This window comes from Rhodosalinus sp. K401 (assembly GCF_041365735.1).
Lineage (GTDB): Bacteria > Pseudomonadota > Alphaproteobacteria > Rhodobacterales > Rhodobacteraceae > Rhodosalinus.
The window spans coordinates 88,290-112,021 of record NZ_JBGFSI010000002.1 but is presented as its reverse complement, the minus strand read 5'-3'; the positions used below and the strand labels follow the sequence as shown (position 1 = coordinate 112,021).

The following is a 23,732-nucleotide window of genomic DNA, read 5'->3' as shown; positions in this document are numbered from 1 at the left end:
CCCAAAAACTCCGGGGGAGTCGCGCGGCACGCGCGACGGGGGCAGCGCCCCCGGCCCCCCTGGCAGCCGGGCGCCTCACATCCGGAACACGCCGAAGCGTGTCTCCTCGATCGGCGCGTTGAGCGTGGCCCGCAGCGACAGCGCCAGCACGGCGCGGCTCTTGCGCGGGTCCACCACGCCGTCGTCCCAGAGCCGCGCGGCGGCATAAAGCGGGTGGCTCTGCCGCGCGAACATCTCGATCGTGGGCCGCTTGAAGGCCTCCTCCTCCCCGGGAGGCCAGTCCTCCCCCGCGCGCTCCATGGCGTCGCGCTTGACGGTGGCGAGCACGCCCGCCGCCTGCTCCCCACCCATCACGCTGATGCGCGAATTGGGCCAGGTCCAGAGGAAGCGGGGGGAGTAGGCGCGCCCCGCCATGCCGTAATTCCCCGCCCCGAAGGAACCGCCCACCAGCAGCGTGATCTTGGGCACCGCGGTGGTGGCGACGGCGGCGACCATCTTCGCGCCGTGGCGCGCGATCCCCTCGTTCTCGTAGCGCCGGCCCACCATGAAGCCGGTGATGTTCTGCAGGAAGACCAGCGGGATCTTCCGCTGCGAGCAGAGCTCTACGAAATGCGCGCCCTTCTGCGCCGCCTCGGAGAAGAGCACGCCGTTGTTGGCGACGATGCCCACCGGGCAGCCCTCGACATGCGCGAAGCCCGTCACCAGCGTCTCGCCGAAGCGCGCCTTGAACTCGTCGAAGCGCGAGCCGTCCACGATCCGGGCGATCACCTCGCGGATGTCGTAGGGCGTGCGCAGATCGGCCGGCACCGCGCCCAGGATCTCGTCGGGGTCGTAGGCGGGCGGCTCGGGGGGCTGCCAGTCCACCGTCGCGTCCCGGGCGGGGCCCAGATTCGCCACCGCGCGCCGCGCAAGCGCCAGCGCATGTGCGTCATCCTCCGCAAGGTAGTCCGCGACGCCCGAGAGGCGCGTGTGCACGTCGCCGCCACCCAGCTCCTCCGCGGTCACGACCTCGCCGGTGGCGGCCTTCACCAGCGGCGGCCCGGCGAGGAAAATCGTTCCCTGCTCGCGCACGATGATGGCGACATCCGACATGGCGGGCACGTAGGCGCCGCCGGCGGTGCAGGACCCCATGACCACCGCGATCTGCGCGATCCCCTTGGCGCTCATCTGCGCCTGATTGTAGAAGATGCGGCCGAAATGGTCCCGGTCGGGGAAGACCTCGTCCTGGTTGGGCAGGTTGGCGCCGCCCGAATCCACCAGGTAGACGCAGGGCAACCGGTTCTGCTCCGCGATCTCCTGGGCGCGCAGATGCTTCTTCACCGTCATCGGGTAGTAGGTGCCGCCCTTCACCGTGGCGTCGTTGCAGACCACCATGCAGTCGCGCCCGGCCACGCGGCCCACCCCCGCGATGACGCCGGCCGCGGGCGCGGCGCCGTCATACATGCCGTGCGCGGCGGTCGCGCCCACCTCTAGGAAAGGACTTCCGGGGTCGAGAAGCGCCGCCACCCGGTCCCGCGGCAGCATCTTGCCCCGCTCTTCGTGGCGGGCGCGGGCGCGCGCGCCGCCGCCCGCGGCGGCCTCGGCCGCGGCGGCCTCGACCTCGGCCAGCATTTCCAGATGCGCGGCACGATTGGCGCGGAACTCGTCCGAGCCGGTCAGGATCTTCGAGCCGATTTTCATGCCGCACCCTCCGCCTCTGCATCGAGGCGCGCGCGCAGCTCCCGCCTCAGCACTTTGCCCGTCACCGTCATCGGCAGGCTCTCCACGAAACGAAACTCCCTCGGATAGGCATGGGCAGCGGCACGCTCGCGCACCCAGCCCCGAAGCTCTTCCGCCAGCGCGTCGCCGGGCGCCGCGCCCTCGCGCAGGACGACGAAGGCCACCACGATCTCGGTGCGGAGCGCATCGGGCCTGCCCACGACGCCCGCCGAGGCGACCTTCGGGTGCGTGAGCAGGCAATCCTCGATCTCGGAGGGGCCGATGCGGTAGCCTGCCGAGGTGATGACGTCGTCGTCGCGGCCGAGGAAGCGCAGATGGTCGCCCTCTCGCAGGCCGCGGTCGCCCGTCAGCATCCAGTCGCCGCGGAACTTCGCCGCGGTCTCCTCGGGACGGTTCCAGTAGCCGAGCATCATCGAGGCCGAGCCGCGCCGGACGGCGATCTCGCCCTCGCCGGCCACGGGCGCCCCGTCCTCGCCGATCACCTCGACCTCGTGGCCCGGCACCGGGCGGCCGATGCAGCCCGGCCGGGGCGGGAAGAGCGCGCCGCAGGAAGACGCCACCATGTTGCACTCGGTCTGGCCGTAGAACTCGTTGATGGCGAGGCCGAAGGCGCGCCGCCCCCACGCCAGCATCTCCGCGCCGAGCGGCTCTCCGCCCGAAGCGACGGAGCGCAGGCCGGGAATGGCCACATCCGCGGCCTTCAGCATGCGCAGCGCAGTCGGCGGGAAGAAAACGTTGCGCACCCCGCCCGCCCGCACGATCTCGCGCGCGTCGGCGGGGTCGAATTTCGGCCGCCGCGCGGCGACAACCGGCACGCCGAGGGCGAGCCCCGGCATGGCGACGTCGAAGAGCCCGCCGATCCAGGCCCAGTCGGCCGGCGTCCAGAGGCAGTCGCCCGGCTGGCCGAGGAAATCGTGGCTCATCTCGACCCCCGGCAGGTGGCCGGTGAGCACGCGATGGGCGTGAAGCGCCCCCTTGGGTGCGCCCGTGGTGCCGGAGGTGTAGATCAGCACCGCCGGATCTTCCGGCCCGGTCTCGCAGGTTTCCACCGGCGCGGTGGAGAGCCGCGTGTCCTCCGGCACGAGGACCGACCCCTCCCATGCGGCAAGCCCGGCGGGCGGGTCGCGATCGGCGACGACGAGCGCCGCCCCGGCGTCGAAGAGCCGCGTGAGAAGCGCGTCGCGCCCGAAAAGCTTGAAGAGCGGAATCGAGATCGCGCCGAGCTTCCAGGCCGCGAGATGCGCCGCGAGCGTCCAGGCGCCCTGCGCGCGCAGGACGCCCACCCGGTCGCCCCTCCCGACGCCCCGCGCCGCGAAGGCGCCGGCCAGCCCGTCGGCCATCTCGCGCAGGCGGCCGTAGCTCACCGCCTCCCGGCCCTCGGAAAGATCCAGCACGGCGAGGCGCTCGGGCTCGCGCTCGGCCCGGTCGTCGAGCGCCTGCCGCGCCATGTTGAGCGTTGCGGGCAGATCCCAGCGGAAGCCCTGCAAGAGCGCCTCGTATGTTTCCGCCCGCGCCAGCATCAGGCCCTGTAATCCGGGTTCTCGTAGTCGAAGCGACAGCCCGCTTGCCACGCACGGCGGTCGTTGCCCTCGCTCGGGTAGCCGCCCGCGCCCTTCAGCATCCGCGCGAGATGCATGAGGTTCCACGTCATGATCGTGGTGTTGCGCTGGGTGAATTCGTTGTCGAAGCCCGCGGGCGCGCCCTCCACCTCGTCGCCGTAGGAGGGACCGGGCCCGGCCTCGCCGATCCAGCCGCAATCGGCCTGCGGCGGGATCGTGTAGCCGAGATGGGACAGCGCGTAGCACAGCGTCATGGCGGCGTGCTTGACCCCGTCCTCGTTGCCGGTGACCACGCAGCCCCCGGCCTTGCCGTAATAGATCGACTGGCCCTTGCCGTTGAGCTCGCCCGACATGCCGTAAAGCCGCTCGATCAGGACCCGGCAGACCGAGCTTTCCTCGCCGAGCCAGAGCGGCGTGCCGATCACGAGGATGTCGGCGGCTTTCACCTTCTCCCAGAGCGCGGGCCAGTCGTCCCGCGCCCAGCCATGCTCCGTCATGTCCGGGAACACCCCGGGCGGCACCTGGTGATCCAGCATGTGCACATGTTCCACCGTGACGCCCTGCTTCTCCATGATGGCCTGCGAGGCGGCCATGAGAAGGCGCGTGTGGCTCTCGCCAGTCTCTTTCTTGAGCGAGGTGTTGACGTAAAGCGCCCTGAGATCGCTGAAATCGGTCATGTCCGCGGCTCCTTCGGCAATGCGGCCCGGTCCGCCGGGGTGTCCACGCGCCAGAGCTGACCCCAGGGCGCGACGTGGTAGGCCACCCGCGCCTCGGGCCGGCCGGGCGGGGCGCAGACCACCACCAGCCGTTCCAGCATGGCGCGGCCCGGCTCGGCGTGGCAATGCCCGCGCTCCGCCCCCGGCCCGCGCGCAGCGTAGAGCGCGGCGTAATGCTCGATGATCTCGGTCTCGCCCAATTCCGCCGTCCGCCATCCGAGCCCCGCGCCGAGCGCCCCGGCCCCGGCCAGCAGGCCCGCGAAACCGAAGGCGACGGCGCGGGCGGGTGTCACCCCATCGCCCCCATCAGTTCGCGCCCGATCAGCATGCGCCGGATCTCGGAGGTGCCGGCGCCGATCTCCATCAGCTTGGCGTCGCGGAAGATGCGGCTTACCGGTGTGTCCGAGAGGAACCCCGCGCCGCCCATCGCCTGCACCGCCTGGTGCGCGACGACCATCGCCTCCTCGGAGGCGTAGAGCACGCAGGCCGCGGCGTCCTGGCGGGTCACCTCGCCCCGGTCGCAGGCCTTGGCCACCTCGTAGACGTAGGCACGTGCCGAGTTCATCTTGGTGTAAATGTCGGCGATCTTGCCCTGCATCAGCTGGAAATTGCCGACGGGCTGGCCGAACTGCCTGCGGTCGCGCAGGTAGGGCATGATCTCGTCGAGGCAGGCCGCCATGATGCCGGTGCCGATCCCCGAGAGCACCACACGCTCGTAATCGAGGCCGGACATCAGCACGCGCACGCCCTGCCCCTCGGCGCCCAGCACGTTCTCGAACGGCACTTCCACGTCCTCGAAGACGAGCTCGGCGGTGTTCGACCCGCGCATCCCGAGCTTGTCGAAATGCGGCGAGGTCGAGAAGCCCTTCATGTCCTTCTCGACCAGGAAGGCGGTGATCCCCTTCGATCCGGCCTCGGGGTCGGTCTTGGCGTAGACCACCAGCACGTCGGCGTCGGGCCCGTTGGTGATCCAGTATTTCGTGCCGTTGAGCACGTAGCGGTCGTTGCGCTTCTCGGCGGCGAGCTTCATGCCCACCACGTCCGAACCCGCGCCGGCCTCTGACATGGCGAGCGCGCCGACATGCTCGCCCGAGACGAGCTTCGGCAGGTAGGCGCGCCGCTGCGCCTCGGTTCCGTTCAGGCGGATCTGGTTCACGCAGAGGTTGGAATGCGCCCCGTAGGACAGCGAGACCGAGGCCGAGGCGCGGGCGATCTCCTCGATCGCCACGACATGGGCGAGATAGCCCATGTCGGCGCCGCCATACGCCTCCTCCACCGTGATGCCCAGGAGGCCAAGCTCGCCCATCTCGCGCCAGAGCTTGTGCGGAAACAGGTTCTCACGGTCGATCTCGGCCGCCATCGGCTTCACCCGTTCCTGCGCCCAGCGGTGGACCGTCTCGCGAAGGGCGGCGACATCCTCGCCGAGATCGAACGTCATCGAAGCCGTGAACATCTCCCCTCCCCCCGAGGATAATTGAACATGCGTTCAAATCTTACGCCCGACAGCCGCGCCGGTCAATGGTCCGCGCCGGCCGGCGCCGCGCCGTGCTGGAACACCGCGCTCACCTCCGCGCGGATGATCCGCGCGATGCATGCGCAGTCTTCCCGGCTGAAGGTCAACGGCAACCGCATGTCCAGAAGCCCGGCGAGGATACGGTCGGTCGCGGGCATGGGTGCGGACGGCGCGTAGCGCCAGCTGTCGTAGCGCGAGGTGTAGCCGCGCGGCTCGACCTCTCCGAACCATTTCAGCTCGACGCCGCGCGCGGCGCATCGCTGCACCACATCGCGCACCGCGGCCCCGGGCCAGCCCTCGAGCAGGATCTGGAAGGACGATCCGACGAAGCGCTCCTCCGGCGGACGCTCGACCAGCGTCAGTCCCGGCGTGTCGCGCAGGCCCGCCTCGACCACCCGGTAGCGATCGGTCCAGCCCTCGCAGCTTCGGGGAAGCGCGGCCAGCTGCGGGCGCAGGATCGCGGCGCGCAGATTGTCCATCCGGCCCGAGATGTTGGGCGTCCCCCACTTGACCTTTTCGAACATTTCCACAGGGGGAGACGCCGTGTGCCGGTCATAAAGCATGTAGGAACCCGACAAGACGATCATCCTCGCCGCAATCTCGGGATCGTCCGTGACGAGCAGCCCGCCCTCGCCGGAATTGATGTGCTTGTAGGTCTGCGTGGAGTAGCATCCGACCGCGCCGTGCCGGCCCGAGGGCACGCCACGCCACGCCGCGCCCATGGTGTGCGCGCAATCCTCCACCACGGTGATGCCCGTCGCGTCGCAGATCCGCATGAGCCGGTCCATGTCGCAGATATGCCCGCGCATGTGGCTGAGCAGCAGCACCCGCGCCGCGCCCGCCTTGGCCTCCAGGTCGTCGAGGTCGATGGTCAGATCGCGCGTCGTCTCCACCAGAACGGGCCGAGCGCCGAGCGCGGCGATCGCGCCGGGCACCGGGGCCAGGGTGAACGCGTTGGACAGCACCGGATCGCCCGGCCCCACCCCGACCGCACGCAGCGCCGTGGCCATGGCATAGCCGCCCGAGGCCACGGCAAGGCAGTAGCGCGCCCCGGTGAAGGCCGCGAACTCCTCTTCGAGCAGGTTCACCTCCCCCGTCTCGCCCGGCGCGAGATTGTAGCGATGAAGCCGTCCGCTGCGCATGATCTCGACCGCCGCGGAGATGCCGGCATCGGGAATCGGTTCCTGCTGCGTGAAACTGCCGGTGAAGATCTCGTCCATGAGGTATCAGTGACCATTGGCGCGGCAGCCGTCAACGGCCGCGGGACCCGATCGGCCACCGGGCGAAAGGGCGCGGAAATCCCGCGGGCGACCGTCTTTCGGCGGAAGCCGGGGACCCGCGCCCTGCGACCGCCTGAGGATCGGCCGGAAAGCCATTCTTTTAATTCAATGAATGAGAGTTCCAGCAAGAGACGCGCACCGGTATGGGCCGATGCGCGATGCCGCCCGGCGCAACGCCGGTTGGGGCGACATCATTGCCGGCAGAAATCGGGCATCCCGCGTGAGATCATCCACAGGCCGCTCTGGGGATCACCGCGAAAGAAAACGCCTTGTCAGAGCCTTGCGGCGCGCTCTGTCACCCGATCAGGCGTTCCACCACACCGGGCAGCTCGTCGAAATGCGCGATCACCGCCTCGGGCGACAGCGCCGGTACCGCCGCCGCCCCGGGGCCGAAGCCCACCAGAACCGAAGGCACGCCCGCGGCCCGGGCCGTCTCGCGGTCGGTCTCGGAATCGCCCACGAGAAGGCTGCGCGCCGGGTCCCCGCCCGCGCGCCGGGCTGCCTCGCGCAGCGGCTCGGGGTCGGGCTTGCGCACCGCAAGCGTGTCCGCGCCCACGAGCGAGGCGAAGGCGTCACGCACGCCCAGCCGGGTCATCAGCAGATGGGCGAGCGCCTCGGGCTTGTTGGTGCAGATGCCGACCCGGTATCCCGCCGACCCCAGCGCGGCCACGGCGGTCATCGCCCCTGGATAGAGCGTGGTGTGCACGTCGATCGCCCCGCCATAGGCTTCGAGCAGCAGGGGATAGTTCCGGTCGATCTCCGCCGCGTCCTCGGCCCGCCCCAACCGCTCGAGGCCGAGCCGGAGCATGGCCCGCCCCCCGCGCAGCGCCGTGCCCGCGTCGCGCGCGGGGTCGAGCACGTCGCCCGCCCCCATGGCGCGGAAGCAGGCGTTGGCCGCGGCGATGAGATCGCCGCTCGTATCGGCCAGCGTGCCGTCGAGATCGAATATCACCGTGCGCATACCGCATCCCCGCAAGGCGCGCCGCCACTGTCATCTCCCGAAACGGATCTTGAACCCGACCGGGCTTGCGACGCCTTGCCAGACCGATAGAACGGGCGGTGGTGGATCACAACCGGGAACGGGGCGAGAGAACAGGCATGGGCACTGCATTGGTCATTCTGGCGGCCGGGCTCGGCACGCGCATGCGCTCCGATCTGCCCAAGGTGCTGCACGAGGTGGCCGGCACCTCCCTGCTCGCCCACGCGATCCGGGCGGGACGGGCCCTCGCGCCGGAGCGCGTGATCGTCGTCGCCGGGCACGGCGCCGAGGCGGTGGAGGCTGCGGCGCGCGAGGTCGAGCCCGAGGCGCAGGTGGTGCGTCAGCACGAACAGCTGGGCACCGCCCATGCCGTGGCGCAGGCCGCGCCCGCGCTCGAGGGCTTTGCCGGCGACGTGGTCGTGCTTTACGGCGACACGCCCTTCATCCGCCCCGAGACGCTGTCGGCCATGGCCGCCGCGCGCGGAGGCGCCGACATCGTCGTGCTGGGCTTCGACGCCGCCGATCCCGGCCGCTACGGGCGGCTCGTGACCGAGGGCGACCGCCTGAAGCGCATCGTGGAATACAAGGACACGACCGAGGCGGAGCGCGCGATCACGCTGTGCAATTCGGGCGTGATGGCGGCCGAAGCCGCGGCTCTCATGGACCTCGTGGCCGCGGTCGGGAACGACAACGCCTCGGGCGAATACTACCTGACCGACGTGGTGGCCCTTGGCGCGGCGCGCGGGCTTACGGCGGGGGTGGTGGCCTGCGACGAGGCCGAGACGCTCGGCATCAACTCCCGCGCAGAGCTTGCCGCCGCCGAGGCCGCCTTCCAGGCCCGCGCGCGGGCCGAGGCGCTGGAGACGGGCGTGACGCTCACCGCGCCGGAAACCGTGCATTTCGCGCACGACACGGCGATCGGGCGCGACGCGGTGGTGGAGCCCTACGTGGTCTTCGGCCCCGGCGTCACGGTGGAAACGGGCGCACGGATCCGCGCCTTTTCCCATCTCGAGGGCTGCCACGTCGCGCGCGGCGCGGTGGTCGGCCCCTACGCGCGGCTGCGCCCCGGCGCGGAACTCGAAGAGGACGCGCGCGTGGGCAATTTCGTCGAGGTGAAGAACGCGCGGCTCGGCGCCGGGGCCAAGGCCAACCACCTGGCCTATCTCGGCGACGCCGAGGTGGGCGCGGGCGCCAACATTGGCGCGGGCACGATCACCTGCAACTACGACGGCGTCTCCAAGCACCGCACCGAGATCGGGGCGGGCGCCTTCATCGGGTCGGACACCATGCTCGTGGCGCCCGTGCGCGTCGGCGCGGGCGCGCTCACGGCCTCGGGCTCGGTAATCACCGACGACGTGCCCGACGCGGCGCTCGCCATCGGGCGCGCCCGCCAGGAGACGAAGCCCGGACTCGCGCGGAAACTCATGGACCGGCTGCGCGCGCAGGCGTCGCGGCGCGGCAAGGAGACAGGCTGATGTGCGGCATTATCGGGATACTGGGCAATCACGAGGTCGCCCCGGCGATCCTGGAGGGGCTGCGACGGCTGGAATATCGCGGCTACGACAGCGCCGGCATCGCCACGGTGAACGCGGGCCGGCTGGACCGGCGCCGCGCCGTGGGCAAGCTGGTCAATCTCTCGGACCTGCTGGTGCACGACCCGCTGCCCGGCAAGGCCGGGATCGGGCACACCCGCTGGGCCACCCACGGCGCGCCCTCAGAGGACAACGCCCATCCCCACCGCGCGGGGCCCGTCGCGGTGGTCCATAACGGCATCATCGAAAATTACCGCGCGCTGCGGCGTGAACTCGCCGAGGCGGGCTATGCCTGCGAGACCGACACCGACACCGAAACGGTGGCCCTTCTGGCACGGCGCGAGATGGAGGCGGGGCTTTCGCCCGTGCAGGCGGCCTTCGCGACGCTGGACCGGCTGGAGGGCGCCTTCGCGCTTGTCTTCCTGTTCGAGGGCGAGGGCGATCTTCTCGTCGCCGCGCGCAAGGGCAGCCCGCTTGCCATCGGCTGGGGCGAGGGCGAGATGTTCGTGGGCTCGGACGCCATCGCGCTCGCGCCTCTCACCGACCGCATGACCTATCTCGAAGAGGGCGATCGCGCCGTGATCGCCCGCGCGGGCGCCGAGATCTTCGATGCCGAGGGCCGTCCCGTGACCCGTGCGGTGCGAGAGATCCGCCTCGAGGCCGCACGCCTCGACAAGGGCGGGCACAAGCACTTCATGGCCAAGGAGATCGCCGAGCAGCCCTGGGCCGTGGGCGAGGCGGTGGCCGCCTATCTCTCGGCCGACGGGCAGGCGCTTCGCCTGCCGCAGACGGTCGACTTCGCCGGCGTGGAAAGGCTCACCATGGTGGCCTGCGGCACCGCCTACTACGCCTGCCTCACGGCAAAATACTGGTTCGAGCAGATCGCGGGGCTTCCCGTCGAGGTGGATGTCGCCTCGGAGTTCCGCTACCGTGAACCGCCGGTGAGCGCCCGAAGCTGGGCCGTCTTCGTCAGCCAGTCGGGCGAGACCGCCGATACGCTGGCCGCGCTGCGCTACTGCCAGGGCAAGAGCGCGCGCATCCTGTCGGTCACGAACGTCCCGGAAAGCTCCATCGCGCGCGAGGCCGAGCTCGACCTGCAGATCCATGCCGGCGTGGAGATCGGGGTGGCCTCGACCAAGGCGTTTACCTGCCAGCTCGCCGTGCTTCTGCTGCTGGCGCTCAAGGCCGCGCATGACCGCGGGCGGCTCGACGACGAGGCGCTGGCGGATAGGCTCTCGGACGTGCGCGGGCTGCACACCCTGCTGGGCCAGGCGCTCGAGACCCGCGGCGCCGCCGAGGAGATCGCGCGCAGCCTCGCCGAGGCGCGCGACATCCTGTTTCTCGGCCGCGGGCTCATGTATCCCCTCGCGCTCGAGGGCGCACTGAAACTCAAGGAAATCAGCTACATCCATGCCGAAGGCTATGCGAGCGGGGAACTCAAGCACGGCCCCATCGCGCTGATCGATCAGAACGTGCCCGTGGTGGTGATGGCGCCGCGCGACGCGCTTTTCGACAAGACCGTCTCGAACATGCAGGAGGTGATGGCCCGTGGCGGCAAGGTGCTGCTGATCACCGATCCCGCCGGCGCGGCGGTCGCGGGTTCCGACGCCTGGCACAGCCTCGAGATGCCCGCCGCCGACCCGATCCTCACGCCTCTTCTCTACGCGATCCCCGCCCAGCTTCTGGCCTACTTCACGGCCGTGGCGAAAGGCACGGACGTGGACCAGCCGCGGAACCTCGCGAAATCCGTCACGGTGGAGTGACGCCGCCTCGGGGTGCGGCAGGCTCAGCCGCCGGGCAGCCGGAAGACCTCGATCTCGGGAAGGCCGGTCAGCGGCGCGCCGATAAGCCGCATGGCGGCAAGCGAGATCTGGCTGCCCGAGCCGGGCTCGGCGGCGAGCGGGCGAAGCTCCACCCGCGCGGACTGGCCGGTGCCGGTCGCGACCACGCGACCCGGCGCCGGCGCATCCACCAAGGGCGTCTTGAGCCAGAACCCGGCCTCGGTCGGATCGCCCAGCGACGCCACGGTCGTGCCAAGCCGCAGCGCGCCCTGCGGCGCCGGCGCGGCCGCCGCGGTGCGCTCCGCCGCGGTTGTCGTGTCGAAGGATTCGGCCGATTGCGGGGCATCGGCACGCGGCCGCGCCACGGGTCGCACCGCCGCAGCCTCTGACTCCACCCCGGCGGGGGCCTGCGCCGGCGTGGCCATCTGCTGGATCGCGCCACAGCCGGCAAGGAGAATCGGCACCGAGAGAAGGACGTGCAACGCTTTCATGCGTGTAGCCTAGCCCCGCCGGATCGCTTCATCAACGCCGCGCGCCCCCTTGCGGCGCCATGGCCCGCGGCCTAGGTTTCGCCCATGACAACGCCCCTCATCGATCCCTTCGAGCGCGCGATCAAGTATCTGCGCATCTCGGTCACCGACCGCTGCGATTTCCGCTGCGTCTACTGCATGGCCGAGAACATGACCTTCCTGCCGAAGGCGGAGTTGCTTACGCTGGAGGAACTCGACCGGATGTGCACCGCCTTCATCCGGATGGGGGTGGAAAAACTGCGCATCACCGGCGGCGAACCGCTGGTGCGCAAGGGGATCATGACGTTCTTCGAAGCGATGGGACGCCACCTCGAGACCGGCGCCCTGAAGGAACTCACGTTCACGACAAACGGCTCGCAGCTCGCCCGCTTCGCCAGGCCGCTTTACGACGCCGGCGTGCGCCGCGTGAACGTGTCGCTCGACACGCTGGACGAGGAAAAATTCGCCCGCGTCACGCGCTGGGGCCGCCTGCCGCAGGTGCTCGACGGTATCCGCGCCGCGCAGGACGCGGGGCTTCGGGTCAAGATCAATGCCGTCGCGCTGCGAGATTTCAACGAGGACGAACTCTTCACGCTGACCGAGTGGTGCGCGCGCAACGACATCGACCTGACCTGGATCGAGGTCATGCCGATGGGCGATATCGGCAACGAGGACCGGGTGGGCCAATACTGGTCGCTGCGCGATCTCCGCGCGCGGCTGGAGAGCCGCTACACCGTCGTCGACACGCCCGAACGCACCGGCGGGCCTGCACGCTACGCCCGCCTGGAGGAAACCGGCCAGCGCATCGGGTTCATCACGCCGCTCAGCCACAATTTCTGCGAAAGCTGCAACCGCGTCCGCCTCACCTGCACGGGCCAGCTCTTCATGTGCCTCGGGCAGGAGGACATGGCCGACCTCCGCGCGCCGCTCAGAAACAACCCCGCCGACGATACCGCGCTGGAAACCGCGATCCGGGCCGCGATCGACCGCAAGCCCAAGGGTCACGATTTCGACTACTCCCGCCAGCGGCCCGACGGGCAGGTCTCCCGCCACATGAGCCACACCGGCGGCTGACGCCCCTCAACACCCGGGGCACTTGGCTTCGGCGTTGCAAGGGGGCTTCGCCCCCTCTTGGGCAAATGCCCAATTCACCCCCGAGTATTTGCGCCAAGAAGAAGATGCCCGCGTCGCGGTCTGTTCTTCTTGGACAAAATACTCCGGGGGAGCCGCCGACAGGCGGCGGGGGCGGAGCCCCCATCGCACGAAGTGCCAGAAGCCTTGCGCGCGTCAGCGCGCGCCGCCGGCTCAGGCCCAGCCGGCACCGAGGTCGGCGCGGGCGCGGTCGATCCAGTGCTCCTTCAACCACGCGCAGGGAAGCGATCGGCGTAGCAGCGAACCGCGATAGCCCTTGACGGCCTCGGGCATCTTGGGGCGGCCATGGAAGCAGACGACGCGCGCGTCTTCGGGCAGACGCGGCGGGCGAAGCCAGTTCGCGGGCGGCAGGCCCAGGCAGTCGTGCTTGAAGCTCACCACCCATTCAGGAGGGATATGGAGAAAAGCGCGCCGCTCCATCGCCTTGTGAGAGGTGTAGCGCTGCTCGGACCCGCGGGCGCGCGCGACCTCCTCGTAGGGGTTCGCCGCCATGTCTTCGTAGAGGTAGCCGTGGCGATCCGGATCGAAGCGGAAGACGGAGCCATGGCCGGTGGGCCGGCCCTTCCGCTTCTCCACCCAGTCGTGGCGCATGGCAACCTTCGCGGGGTCGAGCGCCCAGATCGGCTCCAGATCGCCGGTGATGACCACGTCGAGGTCGAAGCCGAGCACCGGCCCCGCGTGGTCGGGGATCGCGCCGGGGCGGAAAAGCGAGACCTTGCGCATCGCGCCCTGCCGGTTCGCCACGGCGAGGGCGCGGTCCATCTCGGGCTGGAAGGGCTCGGCGGGGAGCGGGAGGATCTCCACGTCGGGGTGGATGCCCTCCGGGTGCTCCGTCATGCAGAGGAACCGGACGGGCCGGGCGAAATTCCTTCGCACGCCCGAGTAGAGGCGGTTCACATAGTCGGGACCGAAGGCGGTGCCCCACTTGATGCAGACGACGGTGGCGCGATGCATGGGCTGTCCTCACAGGCGGCGGCTGCCGCCCCCTAGCCCAGGCCTTGGGGAATGGCCAGAGGCGGGGCCTCAGGCGGCGGGCATGCGCCGCTCCACCAGTTCGGCCCACCAGGAGCAGCCCGCCGGGATCGCCTCGTCATTGAAGTCGTATTCGGGGTGGTGGACCATCGCCGTGTCGCCGTTGCCCACCAGGATATAGGCGCCCGGGCGCTCTTCCAGCATGAAGGCGAAATCCTCGCCTCCCATGACGAGCGGCGCCTCGCCACAATCCCCCGCGACCGCGCGGGCCACCTCGGCGGCGAAGGCGGTTTCGGCCTCGTGGTTCGCCATCACCGGGTAGCCGCGCTGGTAGTCCACCTCCGCGCGCCCGCCGAAGGTGGCCGCGACGCCCTCGCAGATCTCGCGCACCCGGCGTTCGGCCAGGTCACGCATCGCGGGGCTCAGCGTGCGCACGGTGCCCCGAAGATGCACCGATTGCGGGATCACGTTGAAGGCGGTGGACGAGGTCTGGAAGCTCGTCACGGAGACCACGATCTGCTCCACCGGGTCCGCGTTGCGGCTCGCGATGGTCTGCAGCGCGGTGACGGCGTGCGCGGCCATCACCGTGGTGTCCACCGTGTCGTGGGGTTTCGCGGCGTGCCCGCCCTTGCCCTCGAAGCGGATGTCGAGCTGGTCGGTGGCCGCGAAGAACGCCCCCGGACGGATGTGAAAGCTGCCTGCCGGCATGCCGGGCCAGTTGTGCATGCCGTAGACCTCCTGAATGCCCCAGCGCGTCATCAGCCCGTCGTCACACATCTCCTTGCCGCCGCCGCCGCCCTCTTCGGCGGGCTGAAAGATCACGACGGCGGTCCCGTCGAAGTTGCGCGTCTCCGCGAGATAGCGCGCGGCGCCGAGCAGCATCGCGGTGTGCCCGTCATGGCCGCAGGCGTGCATCGCCCCGGGCGTCTTGGAGGCGTAGGGCTTGCCCGTCTTCTCCTCGATCGGCAGCGCGTCCATGTCAGCACGAAGGCCGATCACGCGGCCGGAGTTGTTGCTTCGACCCCGGATCACGCCGACGACGCCGGTGCGTCCGATACCGTCGGTCACCTCGTCGCAGCCGAAGGCGCGGAGCTTCTCAGCCACCAGGCCCGCGGTTCGGTGCGTGTCGAACAGGATCTCGGGATTCTCGTGGAGGTCGCGGCGCCAGGCCGTGATTTCGTCGTGCATTTCAGCAAAGCGATTCTTGACGGCCATCGCGTCTCTCCTCAGCGGCTCCTTGAAGACATGTAGCACCGCAGGCAGAAGCCGGACAGGGGGCGCTTGGGCCGCGCGGATGCGAAAAAGGAACCAATCCACCCCGCGGCGCGGGCGGCGGACCATCATGCCGCGCCCGATCACGAAGCCGGACACCCGTCCGACCCCCCGTCGCGCGCCGGGAAAATTTCCCATGCAAACCACCCGTAAGCGGCTCGCTACACTCTTGCCACACCGTTTCTTCCGGATCATTTGGACGCGTATTCCGATCCACGGAGATGTCCCATGTACGAAACGCTTGGCATCCAGTCGTTCACCGCGCCGCAAGCGGCGGTGATCTTCGCGCTCACGCTCGGCCTCGCCTTCGGCGTGCTCGCCGAGCGTACGGGCTTCTGTTTCCGCCGCGCGCTGGTGGGGGAGGACCGCCGCGCGGCAATGGGCGTCTGGCTCGCGGCGCTCGCAGCGGCGCTTCTCGGCACGCAGGCGGCGGTGGCCGCGGGATGGATCGGCTTCTCCGATCACCGGTTCCACGCCGCGGACCTGCCCGTGATCGCCGTCATCGCCGGCGGCCTGCTGTTCGGGGCGGGCATGGTGCTGACCCGCGGCTGCCTTTCGCGGCTCGCCGTGCTTGCGGGCGGCGGCAACCTGCGCGCCGTCCTCGTGCTGCTGGTGGCGGGCATCTCGGCCCAGGCCGCAATGACCGGCGCGCTCGCGCCGCTCCGCGTCGCGCTGGGCTCGGCGACGCTGCCGCTGGGCGAGGCGGCGAGCCTCGCGGCGCTGCCGGGCGGCGCGCCGGTCTGGGCGGGGCTTCTCGGCGCCGCGGCGCTGGCGGTCGCGCTGGGGTCCAGCAACCGGGCCGGCACGCTGGCGCTGGCCGTGGCGCTGGGTTTTCTGGTGCCGGCGGGGTGGGTCGGCACGGGGCTCGTGCTGCAGGACGCTTTCGATCCGATCGCGCAGCAAAGCCTTTCGTTCACCGGGCCGATCGCCGAGAGCCTGTTCTGGACGGTCGCGGCGACCTCGATCCCCGCGGGGTTCGGCACGGGGCTCGTCGCCGGGGTTCTCGGGGGCGGCCTTGCCGCCGCGCTTCTCTTCAAAAGCTTCCGCTGGCAGGGCTTCGAGGGACCGGCGCAGACGGGTCGCTACCTTGCCGGCGCGGCGCTGATGGGCGTGGGCGGCGTGCTTGCGGGCGGCTGCACGCTGGGGGCGGGACTGTCCGGCATCCCGACCCTGTCGGTGGCCGCGCTTCTCGCGCTTTGCGCCATCGCGGCGGGCGCGCGCCTCACCGAGGCCGCGTTGCGCCCGCTCAGCCGATCTTTCCGCGCATCCGGCGCACCGCGACGAACACCACGGCCACAACCGGCAGAGTGATCGCGGCGGTGACCGTGCCCTTGCTCACGCCAATGGCGTCGGCGAGCGGGTAGAGCAGATAACCGCCAAGCGAGACCGCGTAATAGCTGATGGCGACGACGGAAAACCCCTCCACCGTCTTCTGGAGGCGCAGCTGGAGGTCCGCGCGGCGGTCCATGCTTTCCAGAAGCGCCTGGTTCTGCGCGCTGCGCGCCACGTCCACCCGCGTCCGCAGCAGGTCGCCGGCGCGCATCGCGCGGTCCGCCATCGTCTGCAGCCGGCGCTCGGTGTGCTTCACGGTGCGGATCGCCGGATCGAAGCGGCGCATCATGAATTCCGCGAAGGTCTGGCGGCCGGCGAAACGTTCCTCTCGAAGGACCTCGATCCGCTGGGTCACGATCGCCTCATAAGCGGCCGTGGCGCCGAAGCGGAAGGCACTTTGGGCCGACAGCGACTCGAGCTCCGCCGAGACTGTCAGCAGGGCCTTGAGCGTGTCCTCGGCGCTTCCGCCTTCCTCGGTGAGCCCGGACATCAGGCGGCCGAGCTCCGTGTCGATCTCGTGCATGCGCGGCCCGAGCGACTGCACCCGCTGGAACCCCAGCATCGACATCGTCTTGTAGGTCTCTATCTCGAGGAGCCGCTGCACGATCCGCCCCACCCGCCGCCGGCCGGTGTCTTCGGACGGGAAGACGGCGAAGCGCAGATGCCCGGCCGGATCGATGCGGAAATCGCCGGCCACCACGGCCGCGTCATCGACCACATGGCTGATCGCGACGCTTTCGGAGACGAACCAGTCGGCGAGGCGCGCGGTGATCTCGGCCTCGGTCTCCGGGCGGTTCTCGACACGGACCATGACCGAGGTGATGCGCTGGCCGGGCGCGGCCTCCAGCCAGTCGCTCGGGAAGACCGCGAAATCATCGGGGTCGAACGGCCGCTCGCCCGGCCCGTCGAGGAAGGCCGTGTAGGTCACGAATTCCGTGTGGCTTTCCCATTTCATCCGGTGCTTGCCGATCTGGCCGAACCAGTGCGTCGCACCCGGCTTGGGGTGGTCCGCGCCGTGCCGGTCGAGCAGCGCGATCAGGTGGTCGAGATCGGCCTGCCGGTCCCGCGACGGGGCCTCGTCCGGCTGCTTGATGGCGATGAACACGGCCCGGCCGGTCGCCGGAAGCGTCGGGAACGGCCGCGCGTGAAGCTCGTTGGCAAGCTGGTAGCGCAGAGGGTGATCGGAAATCGGCGGCATCGCACTCTCCTGATTGCGTCGAGCCTATGCTGCAGCGCGGAAATGTAAAGCGGGAAACCCGTTCGATATCATGGGCTTAGGGGTGCACGACGGTATGCCCAGACGCAATTTTCGCCCAAGGTCCTGATTCGAAAAGCGAAAGGGCGCCCGGATGGGCGCCCTTCCACGGATAGGCCGGGACTGGCGCCTAGTCGACGAGCGCCAGCAGCTTGTTCAGGCTCTCCTTGGCGTCGCCGTAGAACATCCGCGTGTTCTCCTTGAAGAAGAGCGGGTTCTCGATCCCGGAATAGCCCGTTCCCTGCCCGCGCTTCGAGACGAAGACGTTCTTGGCCTTCCAGACCTCGAGCACCGGCATCCCGGCGATGGGCGAGTTCGGGTCGTCCTGCGCCGCCGGGTTCACGATGTCGTTGGAGCCGATGACGATCACCACGTCGGTGTCGGGGAAATCGTCGTTGATCTCCTCCATCTCCAGCACGATGTCGTAGGGCACCTTGGCCTCGGCCAGAAGCACGTTCATGTGCCCCGGCAGCCGGCCCGCGACGGGATGGATGGCGAAACGCACCTCCTTGCCCTTGCCCCGCAGCTTCTTCGTCAGCTCTGATACGGCGTTCTGCGCCTGCGCCACCGCCATGCCGTAGCCCGGCACGATGATGACGCTGTCCGCCTCGTCGAGCGCGCTGGCCACGCCCTCGGCATCGATGGCGACCTGCTCGCCCTCGATCGCCGCGGCCTCGCCGGTCGCACCGCCGAAGCCGCCGAGGATCACGCTGATGAAGGACCGGTTCATCGCCTTGCACATGATGTAGCTCAGGATGGCGCCCGAGGAGCCCACCAGCGCGCCCACCACGATCAGCAGGTCGTTGCCGAGCGAGAAGCCGATCGCAGCCGCCGCCCAGCCCGAATAGCTGTTCAGCATCGACACGACCACGGGCATGTCCGCGCCCCCGATCCCCATGATGAGGTGGTAGCCGATGAAGAAGGCGAGCAGCGCCAGGATCACGAGCGTCCAGCTGCCCGCGTCGCCGAGATAGAGCGCGGCGAAGAGCAGAGACGCCGCCGCGGCGCCGGCGTTCAGCATGTGACCGCCGGGCAGCTTCTTGGCGGACGTGTCCACGCGGCCGGCAAGCTTGCCGTAGGCGATGACGGAGCCCGTGAAGGTCACCGCGCCGATCCAGATCCCGAGCATCAGCTCGATCTGGAGAATGGTGATCTCGACGGCGGTCTTCTTGGCCACGATCCCCGCGAAACCGCTGAAGCCGCTGGCGAAGGCCGCGCCCTCGGTCGTCACCTCGTCGGGCCGCGGGAAGGGCACGCCCGCCTCGGCGAAGGAGGCGGCGACGCGGCCGATCTCGATATCCGCGTTGAAGCCCACGACGACGGCGGCCAGGCCCACGAGGCTGTGCATGATCGCCACCAGCTCGGGCATCTGCGTCATCTGCACCCGCGTGGCGAGCTGGTGGCCCACGACGGCGCCGATCGCGATCAGCACCAGCGAGACGAGCCAGAGCCCCTGCCCCGGGCCGATCATGGTCGCGACGACCGCGATGGCCATGCCGGCGATGCCGTACCAGACGGCGCGTTTCGCGCTTTCCTGCCCCGAAAGCCCGCCCAGCGACAGGATGAAGAGGACGGCGGCCACGGCATAGGCCGCAATGGTGAATCCGAATTCCATTGTCTCTACCCCTGCGCGCTCAGGATTTCTGGAACATGGCGAGCATGCGCCGTGTCACGAGGAAGCCGCCGAAGATGTTCACGGACGCCATGAGAACCCCCGCGGCGGCGAGGATCGTGATCAGCAGCGAGGAGGATCCGATCTGGATCAGCGCGCCCAGGATGATGATCGAAGAGATGGCGTTCGTGACCGCCATGAGCGGCGTGTGCAGCGAATGCGCCACGTTCCAGATCACCTGGAAGCCGATGAACACCGACAGCACGAAGACGATGAAGTGCTGCATGAAACTGGCCGGCGCGACGAGGCCCACGGCGAGCACGGCCAGGGCGCCGATCGAGATCAGCGTGACCTGGTTGCGTGTCTGCGTCCTGAACGCGGCGATCTCCTGCGCGCGCTTCTCCTCGGGCGTCAGCTCCTTCGGCTTTTCCTTGGGCTTTTGCGCCGCGATCGCCTGCACCTTCGGCGGCGGTGGCGGGAAGGTCACGTCGCCTTCATGGGCGATGGTCGCGCCGCGGATCACGTCGTCTTCCATGTCGTGATCGATGCGGCCGTCCTTCTCGGGCGTCAGATCGGTGATCAGGTGGCGGATGTTGGTCGAATAGAGCGTCGAGCTCTGCGTGGCCATCCGGCTGGGGAAGTCGGTGTAGCCGATGATCGTCACGCCGTTGTCGGTGACGATCTTGTCGTCCATCACGGTCAGCTTGCAGTTGCCGCCGCGTTCCGCGGCGAGGTCGACGATGACCGAGCCGGGCTTCATGGCCGCGACCATGTCCTCGGTCCAGAGTTCGGGCGCCTCGCGGTTGGGGATCAGCGCGGTGGTGATGACGATGTCCACCTCCGGCGCCAGTTCGCGGAACTTCGCCAGCTGCGCCTCGCGGAACTCGGGGCTTGAGGGCTTGGCATAGCCGCCGCTGGCCGAGCCGTCCTCCACGTCCTCCTCGAAGTCGAGATAGACGAACTCCGCCCCCATCGATTCGACCTGCTCGGCCACCTCGGGACGCACGTCGAAGGCGTAGGTGATCGCGCCGAGCGACGTGGAGGTGCCAATCGCGGCGAGGCCGGCGACGCCCGCCCCCACCACGAGCACCTTCGCCGGCGGCACCTTGCCCGCGGCCGTGACCTGGCCGGTGAAGAAGCGGCCGAAATTGTTGCCGGCCTCGATTACCGCGCGGTAGCCCGCGATATTGGCCATGGACGACAGCGCGTCCATCTTCTGCGCCCGGCTGATCCGCGGGATCATGTCCATGGCGATGACGGTGCTGCCCTTCTCGGCCAGCGCGGTCATGTGCGCCTCGTTCGAGGCGGGCCAGAAGAAGGAGACGAGCGTCTGGCCCTTGCGGAAACGCTTCACTTCCGCGTCGGTGGGCGGGCGCACCTTCGCGATCACGTCCGCCTCCGCCCAGAGCGCCTCGGCGCCGGGGACGACCTTCACGCCGGCCTCTTCGTAAAGCGCGTCCGAGAAGCCCGCGCGTTCGCCCGCGCCGGTCTCTATCAGGCACTCGTGGCCGAGTTTCTGCAGGTCTCGGGCGCTTTGCGGTGTCATCGCGACCCGCGCCTCGCCCTCCAGCACTTCCTTGGGTGTTCCGATCTTCACCTGTCACGTCCCCCCGTTGACGGGGCCCGGCGGCCCCGGGCTTTGCTTACCTCAGGCGATCCCTACCCGCTGAATCGCCACTCCACAAGCGACGAGGCGCGCCGCACGCCGCGTCCCACAGCTAGATCCATCGGCGCACCTTGTGCGCGTACCGGGCGAAGTCGGCCCGGAACACCCGGCGCATCCGCTTCTCCTCGGGCAGGACGAAGCGGCGCTCCAGCACCCACAGCAGCACGGGCAGCAGCACGAGCGACGGCACCGCGTCCCAGAAGAGGATGAACCCCGCCAGGATCAGCAGATCGGCGAGATAGATCGGATTGCGGCTTCGGCTATAGATGCCCGTGGTGACAAGCGTCTCGGGCGTCTCGTGCGGCAGGAGCGTGGTGTGCGCGCGGCGAAACTCGAACGCCGCCATCAGCACCAGGAGCACGCCCGCGCCGACCAGAAGCCCGCCGACAAGGTCGGGCACAGGCCCCGCGCCGAACCCGAGCCCCATGGGCAGCCACCGCGACTGCGCCCAGGCCAGCGCGAGCGCGGCGGCGAGCCAGACGGGCGGAATGTCGACCCATTTCAGCATCGCCACGTCATCCGTGCCCGCGCAGCCACGAGGCGCCGGTTGTGCCCGCCCGAGGCGTTCATTCCCACTCCATCTCCTCGAAAACGCGGCCCGCGTTCTTCGTGGCGAGTTCCTCGAAGGTGTCGAGATGCGCCCAGCGCGACTGGTCGACGTAATAGGCGCTGGCAAGGTCGCCGCCCGCGTCGAGATGCGCGCCGATCTTCTCCCGGATGTCCTTGAGGTAGTCCGAGGTGTAGCGGGTGACCTGCGCCATGTTCGTGGGGTGGCCGTGTCCCGGGATTACGTAGGTCGCGCCGAGCTCGGTGAACGGGCCGTCGAAGGTCTCGATCCAGCACGAGGTGCAGGTGTCGGCGAAGATGGGCGGCATGCGTTCGTGAAAGGCGATGTCGCCCGCGATGACGATGTCCCATTGCGGGATCCACACCTGCGTGTCGCCCGGCCCGTGGGCGGGGCCGAGATGCAGCACCTCCAGCGTCACGTCGCCCATCTCGACCACGCGCCTGTCCTCGAAGGAGAGGTTCGGCACCACCACCTCGGTGCCCTCGGCGCGGTCGCGGTTGTACCCCTTCATCCCCTCCAGGATGAAATGCCCGTTCTCCTCGATCTCGTGGATCGCGTCCACATGGGCGAGAATGTCCACGCCCAGCGCCGCCCAGTAGGAGTTGCCGAGCATGGCGTGGCCCTGCCCGTTCTCGTTGATCACGAGCTTCACCGGCTGGTCGGTGACCGCCTTGATCTCCTCGTGCAGCGCCTCGGCGAGTTTCGCGGACGCGCCGCCGTTGATCACCACGACCCCGTCGCCCGTGACGACGAAGGACAGGTTGTTGTTGTGGCCCGCGTTCTCGTAGGTGGGCGGCGCCGTGGCGCCGATCGCCGACCAGACATGCGGGATCACCTCCACCGGCTTCTCGTAGAGTTCCGACTGCGGATACTGGTCGGGAATGTCCTCGCTGGCATGGACCGCCCCTGCCGCCAGAATGGCCGCCAAGATCGTGCGTTTCATCCGTTCCTCCCTCGATGTCCTGCCGTCAAATTCACGCAGGCGAATACGAATGTAAAGCGTCCCGGTCGCGCGCGGACTGGACAGGACCGCCCCCCGGCTTTAGGCACGAAGCGCCCCACGCATCGACCACCTGCCGGAAAGGGCGCGCATGACCGATTTCGCCGCCACGAAGCGCCTGTTTCACCTGCCCGAGGGGATCGTCTACCTCGACGGGAATTCGCTCGGGCCACTGCCGCGGGCGGCCCCGGCGCGCCTCGAGGGCACCCTGCGCGACGAGTGGGGCGAGATGCTGATCACCGGCTGGAACCGCGCGGGCTGGATGGACCAGCCGCGCCGGACCGGCGACCGGGTGGGACGGCTCATCGGCGCCGAAGCCGGCCACGTGGTGATGGGCGACACGCTTTCGATCAAGGTCTGGCAGGCGCTCGCCGCCGCGCTGGAGCTGCGCCCCGACCGCCGCGTGATCCTGTCCGACAGCGGCAACTTCCCGTCCGACCTCTACATGGCCGAAGGGCTCGCGGGACTTCTCGACAAGGGCCACGAACTGCGCGTGGTGGAGCCCGAGGCGCTGGCCGAACACATCACCGAGGAGGTGGCGGTCGCGCTGATCACCGAAGTCGACTACCGCACGGGTCGGCTGCACGACATGAGGGCGTTGACCGCGAAGGCGCATGCGGCGGGCGCGCTGACCGTGTGGGACCTCGCCCACAGCGCCGGCGCGCTGCCGGTGGACCTGTCCGGCGCGGGGGCCGATTTCGCGGTGGGATGCACCTACAAGTACCTCAACGGCGGCCCCGGCGCGCCCGCCTTCATCTATGTGGCCCCCCGCCACGCCGACCACGCGCGCCCCGCCCTCTCGGGCTGGCTCGGCCACGCCGCGCCCTTCGCCTTCGAGCCGCGCTATCGCGCCGGCGACGGGATCGAACGGATGCGCGTGGGCACGCCGCCGGTGCTGGCGCTGGCCGCGCTCGACGCGGCGCTCGACGTCTGGGACGGCGTGGACATGGCCGCGCTGCGCGCCCGCTCGCTGGAGCTCACGGCGCTCTTCATCGAGGAGGTGGAGGCGCGCTGCCCGCGGCTTCAGCTGGTCACGCCGCGCGCGCCGGACCGGCGCGGGAGCCAGGTGTCGTTCCGCTTCGCGGAGGGGTATGCGGCCATGCAGGCGCTGATCGCCCGGGGTGTCATCGGCGATTTCCGGGCGCCCGACATCATGCGCTTCGGGATCACGCCGCTCTACATCGACGAGGCCGACATCCGCCGCGCGGTCGACGTTCTGGCCGAGGTGATGGAGGGCGACCTCTGGGACGACCCGGCCTACCGGGCCCGGGCCGCGGTGACGTGACAGTGACGCGCCCGCGGCTTGCAGCCGCCC

20 protein-coding genes are annotated in these 23,732 nt (G+C 69.8%); 5 read left to right on the top strand and 15 right to left on the bottom strand.

Going from position 1 to position 23,732, the window contains the following annotated elements:
• Positions 1-75: 75 nt before the first annotated feature.
• The 7 genes from AB6A66_RS02970 to AB6A66_RS02940 all read right to left on the bottom strand — a co-directional run bounded on the left by AB6A66_RS02970 (position 76) and on the right by AB6A66_RS02940 (position 7,748).
• On the bottom strand, positions 76-1,680 hold the full coding sequence (locus tag AB6A66_RS02970) for a carboxyl transferase domain-containing protein (RefSeq protein WP_371054733.1): 1,605 nt from the start codon (positions 1,678-1,680) through the stop codon (positions 76-78).
• On the bottom strand, positions 1,677-3,239 hold the full coding sequence (locus tag AB6A66_RS02965; protein WP_371054732.1) for an AMP-binding protein: 1,563 nt from the start codon (positions 3,237-3,239) through the stop codon (positions 1,677-1,679). Before AB6A66_RS02965 ends, AB6A66_RS02970 begins: the two co-directional genes overlap by 4 nt.
• Positions 3,239-3,955, bottom strand: coding sequence for a flavodoxin family protein (locus AB6A66_RS02960; RefSeq protein ID WP_371054731.1), 717 nt, complete (start codon positions 3,953-3,955; stop codon positions 3,239-3,241). Before AB6A66_RS02960 ends, AB6A66_RS02965 begins: the two co-directional genes overlap by 1 nt.
• Positions 3,952-4,287: a hypothetical protein gene (locus AB6A66_RS02955; RefSeq protein WP_371036689.1), complete on the bottom strand. Its 336-nt coding sequence runs from the start codon at positions 4,285-4,287 to the stop codon at positions 3,952-3,954. The genes AB6A66_RS02960 and AB6A66_RS02955 overlap by 4 nt, the downstream gene beginning before the upstream one ends.
• A complete protein-coding gene (locus AB6A66_RS02950; protein WP_371054730.1) occupies positions 4,284-5,447 on the bottom strand; it encodes an isovaleryl-CoA dehydrogenase in 1,164 nt (387 codons plus the stop codon). Before AB6A66_RS02950 ends, AB6A66_RS02955 begins: the two co-directional genes overlap by 4 nt.
• Before the next feature lie 62 nt (positions 5,448-5,509).
• Positions 5,510-6,727 (bottom strand): DegT/DnrJ/EryC1/StrS family aminotransferase, encoded by a 1,218-nt coding sequence (locus tag AB6A66_RS02945; protein WP_371054729.1) that lies wholly within the window; start codon positions 6,725-6,727, stop codon positions 5,510-5,512.
• 355 nt (positions 6,728-7,082) lie between these two features.
• Positions 7,083-7,748 (bottom strand): HAD-IA family hydrolase, encoded by a 666-nt coding sequence (locus AB6A66_RS02940; RefSeq protein ID WP_371036692.1) that lies wholly within the window; start codon positions 7,746-7,748, stop codon positions 7,083-7,085.
• A gap of 137 nt (positions 7,749-7,885) precedes the next feature.
• Here AB6A66_RS02940 and glmU point away from each other — a divergent pair, with 137 nt between their 5' ends.
• Together glmU and glmS are read left to right on the top strand one after the other, a co-directional pair.
• Complete coding sequence (gene glmU / locus AB6A66_RS02935; RefSeq protein WP_371054728.1) at positions 7,886-9,241, top strand: bifunctional UDP-N-acetylglucosamine diphosphorylase/glucosamine-1-phosphate N-acetyltransferase GlmU; 1,356 nt, start codon at positions 7,886-7,888, stop codon at positions 9,239-9,241.
• Positions 9,241-11,061, top strand: a complete 1,821-nt coding sequence (gene glmS / locus AB6A66_RS02930) for a glutamine--fructose-6-phosphate transaminase (isomerizing) (protein ID WP_371054727.1) — start codon at positions 9,241-9,243, stop codon at positions 11,059-11,061. The genes glmU and glmS overlap by 1 nt, the downstream gene beginning before the upstream one ends.
• 23 nt (positions 11,062-11,084) lie before the next feature.
• On the opposite strand, the gene AB6A66_RS02925 is transcribed toward glmS, so the two are convergent.
• Complete coding sequence (locus AB6A66_RS02925) at positions 11,085-11,570, bottom strand: hypothetical protein (protein WP_371054726.1); 486 nt, start codon at positions 11,568-11,570, stop codon at positions 11,085-11,087.
• Positions 11,571-11,654: 84 nt separating this feature from the next.
• Here AB6A66_RS02925 and moaA point away from each other — a divergent pair, with 84 nt between their 5' ends.
• Positions 11,655-12,662, top strand: a complete 1,008-nt coding sequence (moaA, locus tag AB6A66_RS02920) for a GTP 3',8-cyclase MoaA (protein ID WP_371054725.1) — start codon at positions 11,655-11,657, stop codon at positions 12,660-12,662.
• Between the two features lie 231 nt (positions 12,663-12,893).
• On the opposite strand, the gene AB6A66_RS02915 is transcribed toward moaA, so the two are convergent.
• Positions 12,894-13,694, bottom strand: coding sequence for a glycosyl transferase (locus AB6A66_RS02915; protein WP_371054724.1), 801 nt, complete (start codon positions 13,692-13,694; stop codon positions 12,894-12,896).
• Between the two features lie 69 nt (positions 13,695-13,763).
• Positions 13,764-14,927 carry a M20 aminoacylase family protein gene (locus AB6A66_RS02910; RefSeq protein ID WP_371054723.1) on the bottom strand — a complete coding sequence of 388 codons (1,164 nt, stop codon included), beginning with the start codon at positions 14,925-14,927 and terminating at the stop codon, positions 13,764-13,766.
• Between the two features lie 285 nt (positions 14,928-15,212).
• Here AB6A66_RS02910 and AB6A66_RS02905 point away from each other — a divergent pair, with 285 nt between their 5' ends.
• Positions 15,213-16,295: a YeeE/YedE thiosulfate transporter family protein gene (locus AB6A66_RS02905; RefSeq protein WP_371036699.1), complete on the top strand. Its 1,083-nt coding sequence runs from the start codon at positions 15,213-15,215 to the stop codon at positions 16,293-16,295.
• Here AB6A66_RS02905 and AB6A66_RS02900 read toward each other — a convergent pair.
• The 5 genes from AB6A66_RS02900 to AB6A66_RS02880 form a co-directional block, all read right to left on the bottom strand.
• Entirely contained in the window at positions 16,231-17,514 is a 1,284-nt protein-coding gene (locus AB6A66_RS02900) for a DUF3422 family protein (RefSeq protein WP_371036700.1), read from the bottom strand. The two genes, AB6A66_RS02905 and AB6A66_RS02900, sit on opposite strands and share 65 nt — an antisense overlap.
• 187 nt (positions 17,515-17,701) lie before the next feature.
• Positions 17,702-19,186, bottom strand: a complete 1,485-nt coding sequence (locus AB6A66_RS02895; protein ID WP_371036701.1) for an NAD(P)(+) transhydrogenase (Re/Si-specific) subunit beta — start codon at positions 19,184-19,186, stop codon at positions 17,702-17,704.
• Between the two features lie 19 nt (positions 19,187-19,205).
• Positions 19,206-20,780 (bottom strand): Re/Si-specific NAD(P)(+) transhydrogenase subunit alpha, encoded by a 1,575-nt coding sequence (locus tag AB6A66_RS02890; protein WP_371054722.1) that lies wholly within the window; start codon positions 20,778-20,780, stop codon positions 19,206-19,208.
• Between the two features lie 121 nt (positions 20,781-20,901).
• On the bottom strand, positions 20,902-21,357 hold the full coding sequence (locus AB6A66_RS02885) for an isoprenylcysteine carboxylmethyltransferase family protein (protein WP_371054721.1): 456 nt from the start codon (positions 21,355-21,357) through the stop codon (positions 20,902-20,904).
• Positions 21,358-21,415: 58 nt separating this feature from the next.
• Complete coding sequence (locus AB6A66_RS02880) at positions 21,416-22,360, bottom strand: MBL fold metallo-hydrolase (protein ID WP_371036704.1); 945 nt, start codon at positions 22,358-22,360, stop codon at positions 21,416-21,418.
• Positions 22,361-22,508: 148 nt separating this feature from the next.
• Between AB6A66_RS02880 and kynU the strand changes: the two genes are divergently transcribed.
• On the top strand, positions 22,509-23,702 hold the full coding sequence (gene kynU, locus AB6A66_RS02875) for a kynureninase (protein ID WP_371054720.1): 1,194 nt from the start codon (positions 22,509-22,511) through the stop codon (positions 23,700-23,702).
• Positions 23,703-23,732 lie beyond the last annotated feature (30 nt).